The following is a 19657-nucleotide window of genomic DNA, read 5'->3' as shown; positions in this document are numbered from 1 at the left end:
AATTAATTTTGTACTTTTTCTAAGAATTGATTGTGGCTCGGCAACTGCTCGACAGTGCTATTAATCAAGGTTTTTAAATTGCTAAATAACTCATTTAATTGCTCATCAGATAACGCATCTGTTAAAGGATGGTGATCCTCTGCAATAAGCCCTTGCCCTATCATTACTTGCTGCCATGCGATTTCGGCAAAGAGCTCATCGTCTTCTCTAATTAGCTTGCCGCTGGTTTTAAATAGCTCAATTTTCTTTCTGAGACTGCATGGAATATCCATGCCTTTACAAAAACGCCAAAACGCACTGTCATCACGCTCAGTAAGCTTGTAATGAAGAATAATAAAATCACGAATTCGCTCAAATTCTGTTTTACTTTGTTGATTAAATTCATCTACAAGGCTTTGTTTAATACCTTGATGAGGAAAAAACTTAATTAAACGAATGGCTGCACTTTGAATTAAATGAATACTGGTCGATTCTAATGGCTCTAAAAAGCCGCTTGATAAGCCGACCGATACCACATTTTTATGCCACTGCTTTAAACGGCGGCCTGTTTTAAACTTAATAACACGCGGCTCTGTCAGTGGTTTGGCAGGTAAATTATCCAAGAGCTGTTGTTTTGCCGCTTCGTCTGATAAGAAACGAGAAGAATACACAAGCCCGTTGCCTACTCGATGCTGTAATGGTATTTGCCACTGCCAGCCTGAGTCTCTTGCAATTGAACGTGTATAAGGAATTGCATCCGAAGCTGATTCACTTTGCACCGCAATCGCGCTATCACACGGTAACCAATGCGACCAATCTTCAAAGCCGGTATTAAGTGTTTGCTCTATTAATAAAGCACGCAAACCGGTGCAATCAATAAATAAGTCGCCATCAATTTGCTCGCCATTTTTAAGTAACAAAGAACGAACATGCCCGCTTTGATGGCATTGATTAACCGATTCAATTTTGCCTTCAATGCGTTTAACGCCCCGTGATTGCGTCAACTCTTTTAAGAATTCGCCGTATCGAGTGGCATCAAAATGATAGGCATAATGTAAGCCCGCCAACTGAGTGTTAGGAATGTGCTTAAGGTGAGCAAATTTATGCGCTTTTGCTGCTTGGTAGTTAAGTGAAAAATCCCAAAAGTCAGGCGCGTTTTGTGTTTGATTTGCTTTTAGCCAAAAATGATAAAACTCACAAAACGGAAAATCTTTACCTATTTCACCAAAGGCATGCATGTAGCTGTGATCTTGACTGCGCCAATTTTCAAACTCAATACCGAGCTTAATCGTTGCGCCAGTGGCTTTAATAAATTCTTTTTCAGAAATGCCAAGCGCACCATTTAGATGCAAAATAGGTGGAATACTCGCTTCGCCTACACCCACAGTGCCAATCTCTGCTGACTCTATCAGGGTGATATCAAGCACTTTGCCCAGCACTTTATTAAGTAATGCAGCGGTTATCCACCCTGCTGTGCCACCACCGGCAATCACGACCTTGGTTATTTTTTTTGTTTCCATAGTACACCTAACGCCAATTTCTATTCATTGAGTGTAGCTCACTGATATAAAAAAGCCCTTGTAAAACAAATCACAAGGGCAATTTTCTATCGCTGTTTTAGCTAATTACAGCTTGTAGCTGAAGCCTAACAGGAATGTACGACCGTAGTCTTGGTAGTCACGTACTTGAAGTGAGTTATCACCTTGTAGTGACGTGAACGGCTCTTCTGTGATGTTCTGTACTTGGAAAGTGACAGATAAACCGTCAAGGCTCTCTACACCGCCTTCGCTAAAGTCATAACCAACTTGAGCATCCCAAATTGTTTCGCCTTTAATGTCAACTTGTGTAGTCGCAAAACCTAAACCGTATACGTCACCTTTAAAGTCGCTACGCTTACGCATGCTAGTACGCGCTTGGAAACCGTTACGCTCAAAGTAAACTGTTAAACTATCGATTTGGTCAGATAAACCAGGTAGCTCATAATCGTTACCATTTTGGTCAGTTAAGTCTTGCTCAACACCTGTATGGCTTGCGATTAAACCAAAACCATCAAGTGACTCACTGAACATAGTGAATGGTAGAGTTAATGAAAGCTCATAACCCCATAGGTCACCAGAACCACCGTTCACTTTACCTGAACCTGTGCCAGTTGAAGTCGCAGGAATTTCACCAGTAGACGGATCAGCTACACCGCTCATGTCGATTTCATAAGTACCATCGAAAATCCACTGAGTGATATCTTTATAGAATACAGCTGCAGCGAAGTAACCTTCTTCATGGAAGTAGTTTTCGTAGCTTAAATCAAAACCAGTTGCTTCTTTTGGCTCAAGCTCAGGGTTACCACCTGATACACTCCAATAGTTACCGTTTTCATCTGGTTGTTGATTGTAAGTAGCGTTAACTGACGCGTTCATTTCGTCTAAGCGAGCACGAGAAATGGTTTTCGCGGCACCAAAACGTACTGTTTGCTCTTCATCAATTGCAAATGATAAGTTGATGCTTGGCAAGAAGTGGCTGTAGTCATGGTTTACATCTGTTGGTGATACAACAACTAAACCATCCACAGTGTTAGCTGCGAAGCCTTGTGAAGACTGTTCAGTTTTCACATAACGCACACCAACGTTACCTGTTACAGGGATAGAGCCCAGCTCTGCATTAATGTCAGCTTGAGCAAAGAACGCTGTTACTTCTTCTTGAACTGTCCAAGACTGTGTCTTGTGTTTTGAATCAGTTAAGCTTTCTTGAAGCAGGCTATAGTAACCATCATTCACTAGACCGTTGGTATCGTAAGCAACCATGTTGCCCATGCCAATGAAATCAAGGCTAGCTGACCCTAAACGGTATTGCTCTGGGATTGATAACATACCCGGGTTTGATAAAGAGAAGTCTTTTAATGTCATGAAGTAACCTTCAGACACTTTGCTCTTTTCACGGTCGCGGTAAGACATACCAAATGACACACGGCTGATGTACGCGTTATCAAGTACTTTGCTAGCCGCAAGTTTCAATGTGCTTAGTTCATCATTGATTTCTGGCGCATTGATGAAACCATCTTGCGCAGTATTTTGATAAGCAGTATCAGTTAGACCGTACTTATCGTTAAGTGCAGCACTTGCACCCCAAGATAATGGGCCACCAAGTTGAATTAAGTCATAATCGCTGTAATCAAGGTTATGGCTGAATTGTGCGCCTGTATTACCACCGTCAAACTCATAACCAATCGTATCAGCAACACCATTTGCATCACCACGACCTGTACCTGAGTAGCTTTCGATACTCCAGATTTGACGCTCAACTTCAGAGCGGCTTACATCAAATTCTACTGACCAATCATCACTGATGTCGTATTTTGCATTAAAACCAAACTGAGTTAGCTCCGCGTTACGCTCTTCGTAGTCATTACGAACAACAACACGTTGGCCTTCTGTTACTGCGCTTGTGATGAAACCAGAATCTGCGTCAACAACAGCTGAACTTGGGTCAATTGAACCTTGGCCCCATGCAAATGGCACTTCGATACCACGTAAGATTTTCTCATCAGAGAAATCTACATATAAAGCATCAAAGGTCATGTTCAGGCGTTCAGTCGGCGCAGCTTCAATAACAAGCATGGCTGTATCACGTTCAAGCGTTGATGAACGTACGAATGGCTTAGCACCACCTAAGATTGAGTACGTATTACCATCTTCACCTGTAAACTCAGGGTAACCCCATGCGTTCCAACGTTTCTCTTGGTTTGGAGAACTCATCGTGTTGTATGCAAATGCAACACCGATTGTGTCATCAGCAAATTGATCAATATATGAGAACGTACCACGGAAACCTTGATCGTCACCGTCTGGGTTTAATTTATCAAAACCCGTTTGTTCGTACTGGCCATTGAACATGATAACTTGCTCACCTTTGCTTAAAGGTTTAACAGTTTGCATGTCGATAACGCCCGCAATACCTTCTGCTTCAATGCCTGCGCTTGGGGTTTTGTATACCGTTACGCCACTCATAATTTCTGATGGGTAAAGGTCAAATTCAACGCCACGGTTGTCGCCGATTGAAACTTGCTCACGACCGTTGAATGTTGTTGCACTTTCGTTTTCACTGAAACCACGAACACTTACACGACTAGCTCGACCGTCTAGACGTTGTGCTGTTAAACCAGGAAGGCGTGCAATTGATTCTGCAATTGATGAATCAGGTAATTTACCGATATCTTCAGCTGAGATTGACTCAACAACTTCAGGAGTGAAGCGTTTAGTATTAATAGATTCTACAACACTGCCACGAAAACCTTTTACTTCGATAACTTCAACGTTGTCGTTTTTTGTTTTTTGGTCTTCTTCTGCAGCATACACTACAAAGCTATTTAAACCTGCGGCTGTTAAAGCCAGAGTTAATATACTTGGTTTGAACATAGACATGATGTTTTCCCATTACCCAAATTGTAATGTCAACGTGTTGCAGTTATTCATGAACATAATAGCTGTTATTCGCTGACTGATTTTGTTGTCGAATTGAATATTAACGCCCTGGTTATTTTCTTAACAAATTTATGCATACGTATTCAGCGTAGCTCATCATTACAAATATTAACACCATCTTTACAAACCCACCCCATAACCGATTGAATATAAATGATTTATCAATTTTACTGTGTAAATTAATAGTAATGAAACATTTTCGCTATATTTTCGCCCCCAATTTGGTTACAGAAATAGGTGCTAGGCCATTTATCCCGCTTAAATGGTGACTTAACGCAATAATAATAGGAACGTACATGGAACAATGATAATTGGTCTTACCAATAATCACATTGCACCATTCTGGTGTAAGCCAGCTATATTATGCACCACGCTGGCGTTTTGAGTTGGAATAAGACAATTACTTTACTAATTGGTAAATTTTACGGCGCTAAATTTATGCTGCTCAATTTTAAATCAAGTTAATAAGTTTTACTGAGGACAGAGGTGAATTTGGCGTGCATACGTATGCAGAGTTTTTACAGTATCTCACCCTTCACGTATGCTTTTGACATTCCGGCAACATATACGACTAATGGTTGCCTTATAGTTTACACACTCTGAGTGTCACGATGGAGAAAAACATGGCTCAAAAGCAGTGGTATAAAGGTGCGGTTATTTATCAAGTGTATCCGCGCAGTTTCCAAGACACCAATGGCGATGGCATTGGTGATATCAAAGGTATCATTGATCGCATTGATTATATTAAAAGCCTAGGTGTTGATGCTATTTGGGTTTCACCTTTCTTTAAATCACCAATGAAAGACTTTGGTTATGACATCAGTGACTATCGTGATATCGATCCACTATTTGGTAACCTTGATGATTTTGATGAACTCATTGCACAAGCTCATCAACGTGATATTAAGATCATTATTGATCAGGTATTGAGCCATACCTCAGATCAACATCAATGGTTCCTTGATAGCCGTGAAGATAAGATCAACGATAAAGCAGATTGGTACGTGTGGGCAGATGCCAAACCTGACGGTACACAACCAAATAACTGGTTATCTATTTTTGGTGGTCCTGCATGGCAGTGGGAACCGCGTCGTGGTCAATATTATTTACATAACTTTTTGACTGAACAACCTGATTTAAACTTCCATAATCCAGAGGTACGTAAAGCTGTATTAGACAATGTTGAGTTTTGGCTAAACAAAGGTGTTGATGGTTTCCGCTTAGATGCAATTAACTTTTGCTATCACGATGCGCAATTACGTGACAACCCGGCTAAGCCACCTGAGAAACGTCAAGGCCGTGGCTTTAGCGAAGACAACCCTTATGCGTTCCAGTATCACTACTACAATAATACACAACCTGAAAACCTGACTCTTATGCAGGACATTCGTGCCCTACTAAACAAGTACCCTGGTACCGTTGCATTAGGCGAAATCTCATCTGAAGATTCACTCGCAACCATGGCTGAATACACATCAGGTGGTGACAAACTTCATATGGGTTATAGCTTTGAGCTACTGACTAACGACTATAGCGCTGAATATATTCGTACAACAGTGAGTACTCTTGAGCAGCGTATGACCGAAGGCTGGCCATGTTGGGCATTTAGTAACCATGATGTAGAACGCGTTGCTAGCCGATGGAGTAAAGATAACATTATCAATCCGCAGCAATGTAAAATGCTTACTGCCCTGTTAGCGTCTTTACGTGGCAGCGTGTGTATGTACCAAGGTGAAGAGCTTGGTTTAGGTGAAGCTGAAGTCGCATTTGAAGACTTGCAAGACCCATACGGCATTACATTCTGGCCAAACTTTAAAGGCCGTGATGGTTGTCGTACGCCGATGCCGTGGAATGCTGCAGATGCTGAGCAAGCAGGCTTCTCAACAGTAAAACCTTGGTTACCTGTAGGCGATGCGCACAAATCAGTTGCGGTGAGTACGCAAGATCAAGATAAAGATTCTATTTTGAATGCCTACCGTGAATTTATGGCATGGCGTAAAGATAAGAACGTACTGCTTGAAGGCGACATTGAATTTATCGATACACAAGAGCCAGTACTTGCTTTTTATAGAACGCTCAACGACACTAAAATGCTTTGTGCATTCAACTTAGGTGCTCAAAGTAGCGAACTGACACTCTCTGATACTGTGTCTTCACTGCATACAGAGCTTTCTCATCACACAGCTGAATTAAAAAATAATACAGTCACTCTGCCCGGGTTTGGTTGCTTTTACGCAACCCTGAATTAATAATCAGTTGTTAAAACCAAGCCCTGCAATGCAGGGCTTTTTTATTTCTGATCATGGTATTATACCAACCCGCAATAATACTTAATCATTTTGAGGGATTAAACCTGTCGCTAACTGCGTTAAAAATTCCTCATTTAGAACAACTAAATAACTAAATTTTTGCCTTGTTATCAACGAGGTTTTATCGCCTCAAAATAGACTACTTAATTAAGCGGATTGGTATTAGTGGTTCATGGTTTTACTATTAATGTAATCTGTAAGAGCAAACAACACCCCCGACACCACAAACGTGACATGAATTAACACCTTCCAGAGTAACTCATCTGTTGAATGGTTGTTTGAGCTAATAAATACCTTTAAAAGCTCCACAGCCGAGATTGCAACAATTGCACTAATCAACTTCATCTTAAGGCCAGAGAAACCAACCTTGCCCATCCAAACTGGTCTATCTTCATGGTTTTCTATATTTAATTTTGAAACAAAGTTTTCATAACCACTAAAAATAATAATAAGCAAAAGCCCAGCTAGTAGCGCAGTGTCAACTAAAGTCAAAATACCTACCAAAAGCTCTTGGTTTGACGCAGTGAACGTATTTAAAGCCATGCTGTATAAATATTTAAAGAACTTTAGCAGCAGTAATACCACAGCGACTAATAAGCCAATAAAGAATGGCGCTAGTAACCAACGCGAGCGAAAAATAAAACTCTCTACAACTTGTTCTAGTTTAGTTGGTACTTTCTTTGTTTTTGAATGAGTCCCTTGTTCAGACATAAGTTAGTTCACTTTTCTTTTAAAATTAGCGCGATAATACGTGTTTTGACCTTACGATTACCAGCATTAGAGGCAAAATAGTGGTTATTTTTTGCTTATCTTTACGATAAAAAAATTTCGTTATCTTTTTTTGAAATTTAGTTTATAAATTCACTCAAGCAAAGTGACATACACATTGCGCACCATTACTGTGCATTTAGCCAGTGATAATTAATTTTTTGATTAGGAATAATTAAATGAAAAAAGCATTGCTAGCACTAATTTTGGCACCTGTTTTAAGCGTGTCAGCAACGAATGCAATCGCTAACGAAGCACCTGAAGCATCAGCTGAAATGATCAAAGAATACACTGAAATGTGTTTAAACTGGGCAAAAGATGATGACATCAGCAACGAAGAATTAAAGCCATACGTATTAAAATGTGTAAACGATGAGCTTGAAGCTGAAGGCTATAAAAAAGTAAAAGACGTACAAATCTAATTTTACGTCTACTTAGAATATGAAAAAACCGGAATGACACAATGATGTGCGTTCCGGTTTTTTATTTCCATCTCAAATTAACAATAAGTTTGCGCGACATTACGCCGCGACTTCTATTATTTAATCTGGCGATTTATTTTTTGGCTGCTGTTTTTTTCTTAGCAGGCGCTTTCTTTTTACTTTCTTCTACCCATTTACCATTTTGGTAGTGGGCGGTCCAACCTGTGGCTTTGCCATCTACTTCACTCATTACATACTGCTCTTTATTTTTGCGGCTGTAGCGAACGACTGAAGGATTTCCATCAGGATCTTGTGTAGGTGCGTCAGCAAGGTAATAAAACTTTTCAGAAATACGATCTCTAAAACGCTTTAATTCTTCCACTTTAGGCGCACGCGTTTCACGTGATTTAGGGAAAGTATTAGCCGCTAAGAAAATACCTGACGCACCATCACGCAGTACAAAATAAGCTTCTGACTTTTCACATTCAAGTTCAGGTAAGTGAACTGGATCTTCTTTTGGTGGCGCAGCTTCACCATTTTTGAGTAACTTACGTGTATTTTTACACTCTTCATTACTACAACCGAAGTACTTACCAAAACGACCAGATTTTAACTGCATGTCTGAGCCACATTTATCACATTCGATAATAGGGCCGTCGTAGCCTTTAATTTTAAAGGTGCCTTGCTCAACGATATAACCCTTACATGCCGGGTTGTTACCACACACATGTAACTTACGTGTTTCGTCAATTAAGTATGAATCCATTGCCGTTTCACAAATTGGGCAACGCTTCATTTGCATTAGAGATTCAGTTTCTACGTCTTCGACATCCGCAGCAATAGCTTCATCGCCTGATACCAAATTCATGGTTGTAGTACAGCGCTCTTTAGGTGGCAAGTTGTAACCAGTACAACCTAAAAATACACCCGTTGATGCGGTACGAATCCCCATCTTACGACCACACGTAGGGCAATCAATATCAGTTTCGACCATTTGGTTTTGACGCATGCCACCCTGCTCTTCGTCACCTGAGGCAATTTCAAGCTGAGTTGAAAAGTCTGCATAAAACCTATCTAGTACTTGTGTCCAAACACGCTCACCCTCTGCGATGTCATCGAGACGGCCTTCCATCTTAGCGGTAAAGTCAAAGTTCATCAGATCTTCGAAGTTCTCAACTAAGCGGTCTGTAACTATCTCGCCCATTTTTTCAGCGAAGAAGCGGCGATTTTCAACACGTACATAACCACGATCTTGAATCGTAGAGATGATAGATGCATAAGTAGATGGGCGACCAATGCCACGCTTTTCTAATTCTTTAACTAGGCTCGCTTCACTAAAGCGTGCAGGTGGCTTTGTAAAATGTTGTTTAGGATCTAGCTCAACAAGCGTTAAAACATCACCTTCTTTAACTGCTGGCAGTGATTGATCTTCTTCATTCTTTTTACGAACAGCCGGTTGGACTTTTGTCCAACCATCAAAGCGAAGAACGCGACCTTTAGCTTTTAACTGATAATCACCTGCGCCAACTGTTAAAGTGGTTAAATCGTATTCTGCAGGAACCATTTGACAGGCAACAAACTGGCGCCAAATTAATTCGTAAAGTTTTTTAGCATCTGCTTCAACACCGTCTAAATGACCAGATAGTACGGTAACACTAGAAGGACGGATCGCTTCGTGCGCCTCTTGTGCATTGCCTTTAGAGCTATAACTAATCGGTGCTTTCGGTAAATATTTTTCACCAAATTGTTCTGTCACGTAATCACGACACATTTCAACTGCATCTTTCGATAAGTTAGTTGAGTCGGTACGCATATAGGTAATGTGACCCGCTTCATATAAGCGCTGAGCAAGCATCATGGTTTTCTTAACACCATAACCTAAGCGCGTACTGGCAGCCTGTTGCATGGTTGAAGTAATAAAAGGTGCGCTCGGTTTACTCTTGCTAGGCTTTTCTTCAACGCTAATGACTTTGTAGTCAGCTTTTTCGAGTTCACTAACAGCAGACATCGCCTGCTCTTCATTAACTGGCTTAAAAGGCTTGTCAGCGTGTTTAGTAACTTCTAAGCGTAAAGCAGCTTCTGTATTTTTAACATCAGCGTGGATATCCCAAAACTCTTCAGGAATAAATGCTTTGATTTCGCGTTCACGTTCAACAAGTAAACGTACTGCAACAGATTGCACACGACCGGCTGATAAGCCACGTGCTACTTTAGCCCACAGTAATGGCGACACCATAAAACCCACGACGCGGTCAAGAAAACGACGCGCTTGTTGCGCATAAACCATGTCAGTGTTTAGTTCACCGGGTGTTTCAAATGCCTGTTGAATTGCATTTTTAGTAATTTCGTTAAAAACAACTCGCTTATATTTTTCAGGCTCGCCACCAATAATTTGTTCGAGGTGCCATGCAATCGCTTCCCCTTCTCTATCCAAATCGGTTGCGAGATAGATTTTATCGGCGTTTTCAGCAAGTTTCTTTAATTCTTGAACAACTTTCTCTTTGCCCGGTAAGACTTCGTAATGTGGCTCCCAGCCTTTTTCAGGGTCAATACCCATACGAGCAACTAAATTTTTATAGTCGCGTTGCTTTTTATAGGCAGCTTTTTCTTCTGGTGACATTTTTCGAACTTCAGCAGGGGTTTTCGTCGCTGCAGTTTTTGTTTTGCCTGAACCTGAAGTTGGTAGATCACGCACATGCCCAACACTGGACTTTACGATGAAATCGTTACCTAAGTATTTATTAATTGTTTTTGCCTTTGCAGGAGACTCTACAATTACAAGTGATTTGCCCATAGTTGCCTATTTCTGACCGAGTATTTTAAAAGTTTTTTGCCCTTATAAATGTATATCAATCACATTAAACAAATAAGTATGATTTTTATCATTGGAGCACGAATATTTATAGGTATATCTACAAACACCAATTGTTACAAGCTTTTAATAGAAACTTTTCTTCATTGACTGAATAATTAAACAATTTTTGTTGCTAATTTAGTCAATGTGGTGTTTTAAGGTAATTTCAAGGGGAATATATAGAACAGCAACAAAAATGCCAACCTTCTGGTTGGCATTTTTTAAGATTTAACTTTATTTATCATCGATTATTGAAATCGAGCGGCTCACCGTTTTAGTTCCGCCAAGCTGATTTTCAAATTGGAAAGTTATAGTTAGTACACCATCTTGATCTTGGTTACCATCAGACTCCCTAGCAATTCGAACATCAGAATACATTGTTGAGTCACGATTTGTGCTCGGAATCGTTTCCTCATGCTCAATAATAGAAAAATCTCCATTATCGGCTGTTAGCGACACTTCAGTTCCAGCAGGAAGTGGATTACCAAACTCATCACTGTAAAAAATACGTACATTGATACTAGATAAACCCACTTCTAAGGTCTCAGGATCTGTTTCATTGGGGTCTGTTGCATCATAGTCTGGGTTAGCACGAGATACTTCAGATAAATCAATAGAGGCGACATCGCACCACAACGCATTATCAGATACCTCAAATACACCAGCTATTGTGCTCGAACAATCAGCAGGCACTAAAACCTCATATGGAGCAGATACTACTTCATTGGATTTTAATACAGCAAAGCGAACATATGGATCATCACCAGACATGACAACTTCAATTTGCTTACGAACTTCAATTAAATCACGGGTACACTGGCCTGCATTAAAGGCAGCTTCACTACACAATAAGCCATTATACAAACCATCTGCACCGTCATAAATTCCATTATTATTAAGATCACGCCATGTTTCGTTATGACCACCACGCGAGTTTAATTCAGAACATTGATCTGTGTTCGGATCGTAACTATCACTATCTGCATCACTGCAGTTCGCCTTGTCAAAAGTGCTATTTTCATTATGATCATTAAACGCTTCTGGTAAGTCATATAATGTGTAATATTCGCCAATATCGAATAAACCATTGCGCCTAGTTATTCCATCTGATGACTCTTCATCGACAAAGCTTTCTTGACCTTTTGCAACAGCAATAATACTTGTTCTTCCGCCTCGTATAACACCATTAGGATCGTTTTTAGCGCGAACTAATGTCCCGATACAAGGCGCTGCAGTTTCAAAATAAGGATCGCAGTTAACATCACCCGTCTTAGGGTTTATACCTTCGGTAGTTGCAGAGTTACCATCGATTTCACCAATTCTATTACCCCACTTGTAATCATAGAACGGTCGCTCACCTTGTGAACGCCACGTTACTACACATGACGCGTCAGTAGTACGACACACCGCTTCATTACTTTGTGGACCTACAACGCCTGATTCTGTCAAAACTGTTGATTCGACACCATTACTATTAAATTGATTAAATTGATCACCAAAATAAACCGTAAGACTATTAGTAATTCCATTGTAATTCAGTGCATTAGGGTTAAAAACTTGAGGGCTTAAATCGAAACTATTTTGATCCGTAATGCCTGAATATAATGCAAGTTGCGATGATACTGCATTGATTTGCTCTGCTAGTGGTACGAGGTGAAGCGTTCCTTCAGGACAAATGTCATTTGTTGGTTCATCTGCACACAACTGCACCTCATCTGTCCAACATGATAAATCATCACCTTCTGGTAATGCAGCAACATCTGTTTTTGAAACAAAACAAGCCTTAACTACAAGAGGACCAGGCACAATACCTGAAGTGACCGTAGTTTGCACAACACCATCATTGTCTGTATTCGCTGTACGTTGAGTCAAACCAGCTAAACCAGTTGAGTCTGTTAACTTAAAGTCAATTCGCTGCTGTGGCGATACAATGCCATCGGCATCTAATAATCTAAAGCGAACGACAGACTGTGTCGGTAAGCCACCTTCACCTGGAGGAAGAGCAATTACCGGTTCTGAGACGTCGATAAACTGAATTGATTGTACTGCTGAAACTTCAACAGGGATGATCGTTGAAGCAGTAAAGTTCTTTCCGCCCGTTTCGACTGTAATATTAACAACATCATCAATTCCGCAACCATTGGCTCTATAGGTAGAACTAGCTATACCGCTTGATGATTTTACAGAGGCATCAATACTTGAATTATTGTTATCAACACATGTTGAACTAAATTCTACATCTGTTGGTGTGGTATATAAATTCCCTTCTTCGTCCTTTAAAGTGACCTCAATAATTGTACTTCCTCCAGCTTTAAGAGGAATTACATCACCATTTGAGTCAACATTTAGGCCGTTGTCCACTTCTAGAATTAAATCTGCGATACCTACTGCAAAGTTAGTGCTAATTTGTTCATCTAAAGCAGATACTGTAATTGTTCCTGCACCGCCAGTGTTACCAGGTTGGATTTTCAATAGTGCAACACCAAAGCTATCAGTCAACGCTCGACCTGATGATGGAAGGACTGTCCCTAGATCAGTTGTTACTTCGACTAGTGCATTAGCAACAGCGTCACCACTTTGCTGATTTGTTACTTCAATAAATAAATCAGCAAGTTCAGCACTCGATACCGAGTTAGTTATGCTACAGCCTGATGCTATTGAGGTCGGGTCTAGTTTTACGTTACTTCTATTGTCATCCCAAGAAGGGACACAACCAGTTAAAAGAGAAGCTGTAACCGAATACTGTATAGCATCATCAGGGGCTTCATCACCATTAGAAATAAAGCCAGCAATTTTAGTGACTGCATTACCGCTTTCATCTGTATAGGTTGCTACAACTTGACCTGCCCCTTTCGCATCACCACTGCTCAGTGTTACAGAAGCTTCACCATTTGAATCTGTTAGAGCGGTTCCTAAAACAGGCGTAATTTTACCTGTAAAATTAGTGCTAAATGAAATAAGTTGACCTGCAAGGGGCGTCTCTTCATCAAGCAAAGTTGCTGTGACTGTACCTTTATTATCTTTGCTTACAGGGTTATCAACAGTAAACGGTGCTCCAGAAGTGTCTGTAATTGTGAGGTTTAATGTGACGCTGCCGCTCACACTTGAATCATCTGATTCTGAACCATCCGATGTGAAACCAAATGTGTCGCTGTAGGTATCTCCATCAAGAGCGTAGGTAGCAGTTACTATACCAGCGCCAGCAGTATCACCTGCCGTAAGTTTAATAGAAGCAACACCATTGCTATCTGTTAGATCAGTTCCAGATACTGGATCTAAAAGACCAATATCGCCGTTTAAGCTAAAGTTAATCACAACCCCAGCAACAGCTTCATCATTATTTGTTAATGTAGCAGATATTGTTAACGGAGAGTCAGCTGTTACCTGATTATCTTGTTCACCAGATGACAGCGAAAAACCTTGTACTGCAATTTCATAACTAGCTTCAGCTGTTGAATCATCCCCACCATCAAGCGAACCACCATCACTTTCCAGTGAGCCACCGCCACCACATGCAGCTAATAATGAGCTGAAAACTATTACACTTAGCCATCGAAATAAAGGCATTGACCTCTCCCTAGTTAGCTATTTCAAACTTTGTTTTATTATTTACCTAATATTAACCTAAAATCAGTCCGAAAATAATCATTTTTTTATTCATTTCTTAACGAATTAATTTAATTATTTATCGAATTTTTCTGTATAAAAATCCTTATGCTGGTAGTCTATGACAAAATTTATAACAAGATAGATTAGGTGTATGTCAAAAGTACGGTCTTTAAGCCTTACATCGCGTATCATGGTTGGTATGGTACTTGGTGTAGTTGTTGGTTTTATCTTTCAAGCCATTTTAGCGGGTGAAGACGATTTCCTTATTCCATTAGGGTTATTCTCTTTACCTATTAAAGCTTTTTTTGTTGATGGTATTTTCCATGTTGGCGGGCAAATATTCATTGCAAGCTTAAAAATGCTTGTGGTGCCTTTAGTATTTGTATCACTTGTTTGTGGAACTTGTAGCTTGAGCGACCCAAAAAAGTTAGGTCGACTAGGTGGTAAGTCTATTTTGCTTTATTTAGCGACAACGGCAATCGCCATTACTGTTGCTATCACCTTGGCGTTATTAGTGAATCCAGGTGAGGGAATCAATTTACCTTCAGATGCTAACTATAGTGCGAAAGAAGCTCCCACCCTTGCGCAAGTCATTATTGGTATGTTCCCAACAAACCCTATTGATGCAATGGCAAGTGGCAACATGCTCCAAGTTATCGTTTTTGCCTTGTTATTTGGTGTTGCGATGGCACTCAGTGGAAAAGCAGGTAAACGAGTGGCCAGTGTTTTTGAAGATTTAAATACCGTAATTTTAAAGCTTGTAACACTGCTTATGAATATTGCACCGTATGGTGTATTTTTCTTAATGGCAAAATTATTTACAACCATTGACTTAAAGCTTATCACTAGCTTGGCCTTATATTTTGGTGTCGTTGTTTTTGCTTTATTATTTCACGGTTTTGTGAATTACAGCCTGTTACTTAAGCTGTTTACAGGTCTAAACCCTATTACATTTCTAAAGAAAATGAAAAATGCCTGTTTATTTGCATTTAGTACATCAAGCTCAAGCGCAACTATGCCTATTACCCTTGAAACAGCAAATAAAAAGTTAGGTGCTCATAACTCTGTTGCTTCTTTTACCGTGCCCCTTGGCGCAACCATCAACATGGATGGTACGGCGATTATGCAAGGCGTTGCGACTGTTTTTATTTCGCAAGTTTTTGCAGTAGATTTAACGATTTCTGATTATCTGATGGTTATTTTAACCGCAACCCTTGCTTCTGTAGGTACTGCTGGTGTTCCGGGTGTAGGCCTTATTATGTTAGCTATGGTATTAAATCAAGTTGGATTGCCTGTAGAAGGTATTGCTATCATCATTGGTGTCGACCGCTTACTTGATATGACGCGAACCGCTGTTAACGTGACCGGTGACTGCATGGTGACCTGTGTGGTTGCAAAATCTGAAGGTGAGTTTGATGAGGACGTATTTAACGACCCAAATGCCGCTAAAGATTTAGAAGATTACCATAAATCTATTAATTAATTTCACACTAATTAACTCATAAAAAAACCCGCTAAATAATAAGCGGGTTTTTTATACTACTTTCATGTTTTTAAATTTAAGGGTTTAAGCCTTTTAAACGAGACATTAAAGTCACTCCCGCTTTACTTACCCCTGAACTTAATCCGACGGCGAGCTTATCGCTTAAATTCTTCTTAACACGGTATTTTACTTTAAAGATTTGACGTTCTTTAGCTTGGCTCAATAAGATATCATCACTTGTATCAATCTTATCAACTAAACCTTTATCGAACGCTTGAGTAGCAAACCAATGTTCACCGGTTGCAACAGTATCAATATCTAGAGATGGACGCTGCTCACTCACAAAGGTTTTAAATAAACCGTGGGTTTGTTCAATTTCTTCTTTGAATTTTTCACGACCTTTATCGGTATTTTCACCAAAGATAGTTAGCGTACGCTTGTATTCACCTGCGGTGATTTGCTCAAAATCAACATCATTCTTTTTCAAGATTTTATTAAAGTTAGGAATTTGCGCAATAACACCTATCGAGCCAACAATGGCAAAAGGTGCTGCAACAATCTCATTGGCCACACAGGCCATCATATAGCCGCCACTTGCTGCTACTTTATCAATAGCTACCGTTAAATGAATGCCAGCATTACGTAAGCGTTGCAGTTGAGAGGCAGCAAGGCCATAGCCGTGCACCACACCACCACCACTTTCAAGGCGAACCAGTACGCGGTCTTTTTCTTTGTCAGCAATGGTTAAAATAGCGGTAATTTCTTCTCGTAGGCTTTCTACTTCGTGGGCATCAACACTGCCATTGAAATCAATGACATATAAACGCGATTTAGGCTCGTCGTTTTGCTGTTTTTTAGCCTCAGTTTTTTGCTGTTTTTGATGAGCCTTGAGCTCTTTTTTAGAAAGGGTATTTTCGATAAAGCTTTGTTTTAGATCATCAAGTTGCTCACTTAAATCATCAATTGTTATCTCCCCTTTCTTCGCTTTTGGTTTCACTGCTGCGCCCATGATAATGGCAACAATCACTGCAATTGCGATGACAAATGTCAGGGTCTTTGCAAAAAACAACCCGTATTCATATAAAAATTCCAATCAAACTCTCCATTTATTAATACTTCGGCACAATTTACCACGCTTTAAAGCAAAAAAAAGCCACATGATGTGGCTTTTTACTTAATTGGTTATTACGTAATTAATAGCATTTAATTATTCAGTAACAACTTCTGTGTTTGTAACTTGAAGATACTGCCCACGACTTGCTAAGAAAGTCGCGATTTGTAATTGCATTTCTGTTGTTGCTGCTGCACTTTCTTCAGCAGTAGCACCTGAATCTTCTGTCGCTGCAGGTGATAATACAGAGCTGTGATGGCCTTTCGTGAATTTAATCACATAGCTCATTGCATCAGCAGTCGGGCCTTGAGTTTCTGCAACAGTTGATAAGCCCATTAGGTTAGCAAGAGGTAAGCTACCAGCAATTGGGTTGCTCGCCACCATTGGTGGAATAACCATATCAGCATTGTTGTTAGCACCATCGCCAACCACTACACTCATGTACACAGGCGTGCCAAGCGCTGCAACAGAGGCTGCATAGTTTGAAGGATCACCACTATCAAGGGCTGTTTGCGCAGCAAAAGCAAATTGAGTAATCACACTTTGAATGTTTGCTAGTTTTTCTGTTTCGCCTGCGACTGTTAGTGAACCAACATACTCTTTATAAGCACAAGTAACGAAAGCTGTTTGATTAGCTGCAAGTGCACCACAGTTTGATAACGCTTCATTTTGAACATAAGCACCAAACTCAGCAGATTCAGCTGTACCGGCTGCAAGTAATACAGAGCCTTGAACAAATGGGCCAAATGTATTTGACTCAATTAAGAAGCTTGCGATACCGCCACCACCACTAGCAAGTGCTACGCTTTTCACGTTGAACATTGGATCAACTTGGTCAGCTAGCGGTGCATTAGTAACAGCAACAAATGCTGGTGCAACTACCGAGCCTAATGAATGACCTAAGAATGATACATCTTGCGTATTTAAATCAGCAGCACCGGTAAAGTTAAGACCCAAACGTAAACCAAGTAAATCAGCAACTGATTGACGTAAGCTATCACGGGCTACTAATAATGATTGTAAGTTCATATAGCTTAATACCGAACCAGTAGAGGCATTAAAGTCGTCAGTACCGTCGCCATCTACATCTACACCACGCTCACCATGCATAGGATGATCGATTGCAGCTGTTGCAAAGCCTTGCAGTGTTAATTGTGCAGTAATGGCTAACATATCTTCTTTTTTAGAAGTAATGCCGTGCTGAAGGATAACAACTGGCCAGCCTGTCTCAGGCATGCTCAATGCGTCTAAGCCGAGCTGAGCTCGCACTGCATTAATTACAGGTAAAATTGGTTTAGTAATTTGTACTGGCACATTAGCGATGCTTTGTGTTTTTGGAATTGTGTTGTACTTAGTTAGATGTTTAGTTTGGTCTAAACCTAAATCACGTAACTTGCCTTCACTTAACGCCATACACAGGCCATCAGTTTCGCTAATAGGGTCTGTTGGGAATGAATCACCCGCTGCGGCTGCATATCCAAGTACCGCAACACCGCTATCACATAAACCTTGCCAGTAAGTCGCAGATAAATCATCAACCGTTGTGCCAGTTGGTGTAGCTAAATACATAGGTAACATTACGCTACCTTTTTGATACTGCACACCACCAAACACAGGTGACACACCAGTAATACCTTGTGATGCAAATACTTGCTCAACGGTAATAACGGGTTGATCAGGAATTTGCACCATAGGCGTCGGTAGTGCATCTTGGGTTAAACTTGCAGCAAGAAGCTGCTTAACTGTTCCAAGCACTTGACCTGCTGATTGCATTGTCATCGCTGCTGAGTAAATGATTTCATCTTTTGTGATTGCACCACCTGATGTCACTGCGTTTTCATAGCTATTGATAACCGCTTGAAGTGACTTTTGTGAGTCGGTAATAAGTGTTGCTTCTTCGCTCACGAGTGCATAAGTTGAAGAAGGCTCAATTGAGCGCCCTTCTGAGTCCATTAATGACGTTGTCAAAACATTAATGTAAGTGCTGCCAGCTTTAAATGGCTTAAGTGGGATCACAGCAACCGCATCACCAGAACCTTGTGTGATAAAGTCAACACCGAAAGTAAGTTCAGACACTAATTTACAAGCGATACCAGCTGGTACTTGTGAACAGGTTTCGTCTGTTTGGCTTGCACCCATAACAACTTCAAAAATACGCACAGCGCCTGGTGAAGCAGCAGATGTCATATCAAGAGAGATACCCGAAGGAAAAGTTAAGTCAATTTTAAACGGAGTTTGCGTAGACCAACCATCAAGCGCACCAAGTGCAAGTTGTGGATCAGCATAGGCCGCACGGTCAACACTAACATTGTCGTCGTCTAATTCACCCGGCATATTTAAAGTGCCATCAAGCGTACCACTCATAAGTAAATCATTCGGCACTGAGATAACACTATTCGCTGGGTCAAATTTTACTGTCGCGGTTGGGAGAACAGGAGGATTATCATTTTTTACATCTTCTAATGTTTCTCCTCCACCACAGCCAGTAATGGCTGACGCAATGGCTAGTGAGAGTAGCAGTTTTTTCATAATTTCGCTCCGCGCAAATCTTATTGTTATTGTGTGTTCAAAGTTAAAAGTAGTGGTTCTACTACCTTCATTCTAAGTTAATTTAATGTAATTAGGTTATTAATGAGACATTAGACCA

10 protein-coding genes are annotated in these 19657 nt (G+C 40.4%); 3 read left to right on the top strand and 7 right to left on the bottom strand.

Annotated features, from left to right (window positions below; genetic code table 11):
* Positions 1-2: 2 nt before the first annotated feature.
* Positions 3-1499, bottom strand: coding sequence for a tryptophan halogenase family protein (locus CWB80_RS04765; RefSeq protein WP_138600551.1), 1497 nt, complete (start codon positions 1497-1499; stop codon positions 3-5).
* 105 nt (positions 1500-1604) lie between these two features.
* Complete coding sequence (locus CWB80_RS04760; protein ID WP_138600549.1) at positions 1605-4394, bottom strand: TonB-dependent receptor; 2790 nt, start codon at positions 4392-4394, stop codon at positions 1605-1607.
* A gap of 683 nt (positions 4395-5077) precedes the next feature.
* On the opposite strand from CWB80_RS04760, the gene CWB80_RS04755 reads away from it, so the two are divergent.
* Positions 5078-6703, top strand: coding sequence for an alpha-glucosidase family protein (locus tag CWB80_RS04755; protein WP_138600547.1), 1626 nt, complete (start codon positions 5078-5080; stop codon positions 6701-6703).
* Between the two features lie 222 nt (positions 6704-6925).
* Here CWB80_RS04755 and CWB80_RS04750 read toward each other — a convergent pair whose 3' ends face one another.
* Positions 6926-7474 (bottom strand): TIGR00645 family protein, encoded by a 549-nt coding sequence (locus CWB80_RS04750; protein ID WP_054551457.1) that lies wholly within the window; start codon positions 7472-7474, stop codon positions 6926-6928.
* Positions 7475-7710: 236 nt separating this feature from the next.
* Here CWB80_RS04750 and CWB80_RS04745 point away from each other — a divergent pair, with 236 nt between their 5' ends.
* A complete protein-coding gene (locus CWB80_RS04745; protein ID WP_054551458.1) occupies positions 7711-7953 on the top strand; it encodes a hypothetical protein in 243 nt (80 codons plus the stop codon).
* Between the two features lie 133 nt (positions 7954-8086).
* Here CWB80_RS04745 and topA read toward each other — a convergent pair whose 3' ends face one another.
* Together topA and CWB80_RS04735 are read right to left on the bottom strand one after the other, a co-directional pair.
* Positions 8087-10747: a type I DNA topoisomerase gene (gene topA / locus CWB80_RS04740; RefSeq protein WP_138600545.1), complete on the bottom strand. Its 2661-nt coding sequence runs from the start codon at positions 10745-10747 to the stop codon at positions 8087-8089.
* 294 nt (positions 10748-11041) lie between these two features.
* The gene (locus CWB80_RS04735) at positions 11042-14374 is read right to left on the bottom strand and encodes an Ig-like domain-containing protein (protein ID WP_138600543.1); all 3333 of its coding nucleotides are present in this window, start codon (positions 14372-14374) and stop codon (positions 11042-11044) included.
* 193 nt (positions 14375-14567) lie between these two features.
* On the opposite strand from CWB80_RS04735, the gene CWB80_RS04730 reads away from it, so the two are divergent.
* The gene (locus tag CWB80_RS04730) at positions 14568-15899 is read left to right on the top strand and encodes a dicarboxylate/amino acid:cation symporter (protein WP_054551461.1); all 1332 of its coding nucleotides are present in this window, start codon (positions 14568-14570) and stop codon (positions 15897-15899) included.
* A 76-nt stretch (positions 15900-15975) separates the two neighbouring features.
* On the opposite strand, the gene sohB is transcribed toward CWB80_RS04730, so the two are convergent.
* Positions 15976-16992 (bottom strand): protease SohB, encoded by a 1017-nt coding sequence (gene sohB / locus CWB80_RS04725; protein WP_138600541.1) that lies wholly within the window; start codon positions 16990-16992, stop codon positions 15976-15978.
* Positions 16993-17106: 114 nt separating this feature from the next.
* Positions 17107-19539, bottom strand: a complete 2433-nt coding sequence (locus tag CWB80_RS04720; protein WP_138600539.1) for a VolA/Pla-1 family phospholipase — start codon at positions 19537-19539, stop codon at positions 17107-17109.
* Positions 19540-19657: the final 118 nt, after the last annotated feature.

Source organism: Pseudoalteromonas sp. S1650 (genome assembly GCF_005887195.1).
Lineage (GTDB): Bacteria > Pseudomonadota > Gammaproteobacteria > Enterobacterales > Alteromonadaceae > Pseudoalteromonas > Pseudoalteromonas simplex.
This window is presented reverse-complemented; position numbering and strand designations above follow the sequence as displayed.

Coding starts and splice junctions, on each gene's coding strand:
- topA (WP_138600545.1), bottom strand. CDS start 10,747: ATGGGCAAATCACTTGTAATTGTAGAGTCTCCTGCAAAGGCAAAAACA.
- CWB80_RS04735 (WP_138600543.1), bottom strand. CDS start 14,374: ATGCCTTTATTTCGATGGCTAAGTGTAATAGTTTTCAGCTCATTATTA.
- CWB80_RS04760 (WP_138600549.1), bottom strand. CDS start 4,394: ATGTCTATGTTCAAACCAAGTATATTAACTCTGGCTTTAACAGCCGCA.
- CWB80_RS04720 (WP_138600539.1), bottom strand. CDS start 19,539: ATGAAAAAACTGCTACTCTCACTAGCCATTGCGTCAGCCATTACTGGC.
- CWB80_RS04750 (WP_054551457.1), bottom strand. CDS start 7,474: ATGTCTGAACAAGGGACTCATTCAAAAACAAAGAAAGTACCAACTAAA.
- CWB80_RS04745 (WP_054551458.1), top strand. CDS start 7,711: ATGAAAAAAGCATTGCTAGCACTAATTTTGGCACCTGTTTTAAGCGTG.
- CWB80_RS04765 (WP_138600551.1), bottom strand. CDS start 1,499: ATGGAAACAAAAAAAATAACCAAGGTCGTGATTGCCGGTGGTGGCACA.
- CWB80_RS04730 (WP_054551461.1), top strand. CDS start 14,568: ATGTCAAAAGTACGGTCTTTAAGCCTTACATCGCGTATCATGGTTGGT.
- CWB80_RS04755 (WP_138600547.1), top strand. CDS start 5,078: ATGGCTCAAAAGCAGTGGTATAAAGGTGCGGTTATTTATCAAGTGTAT.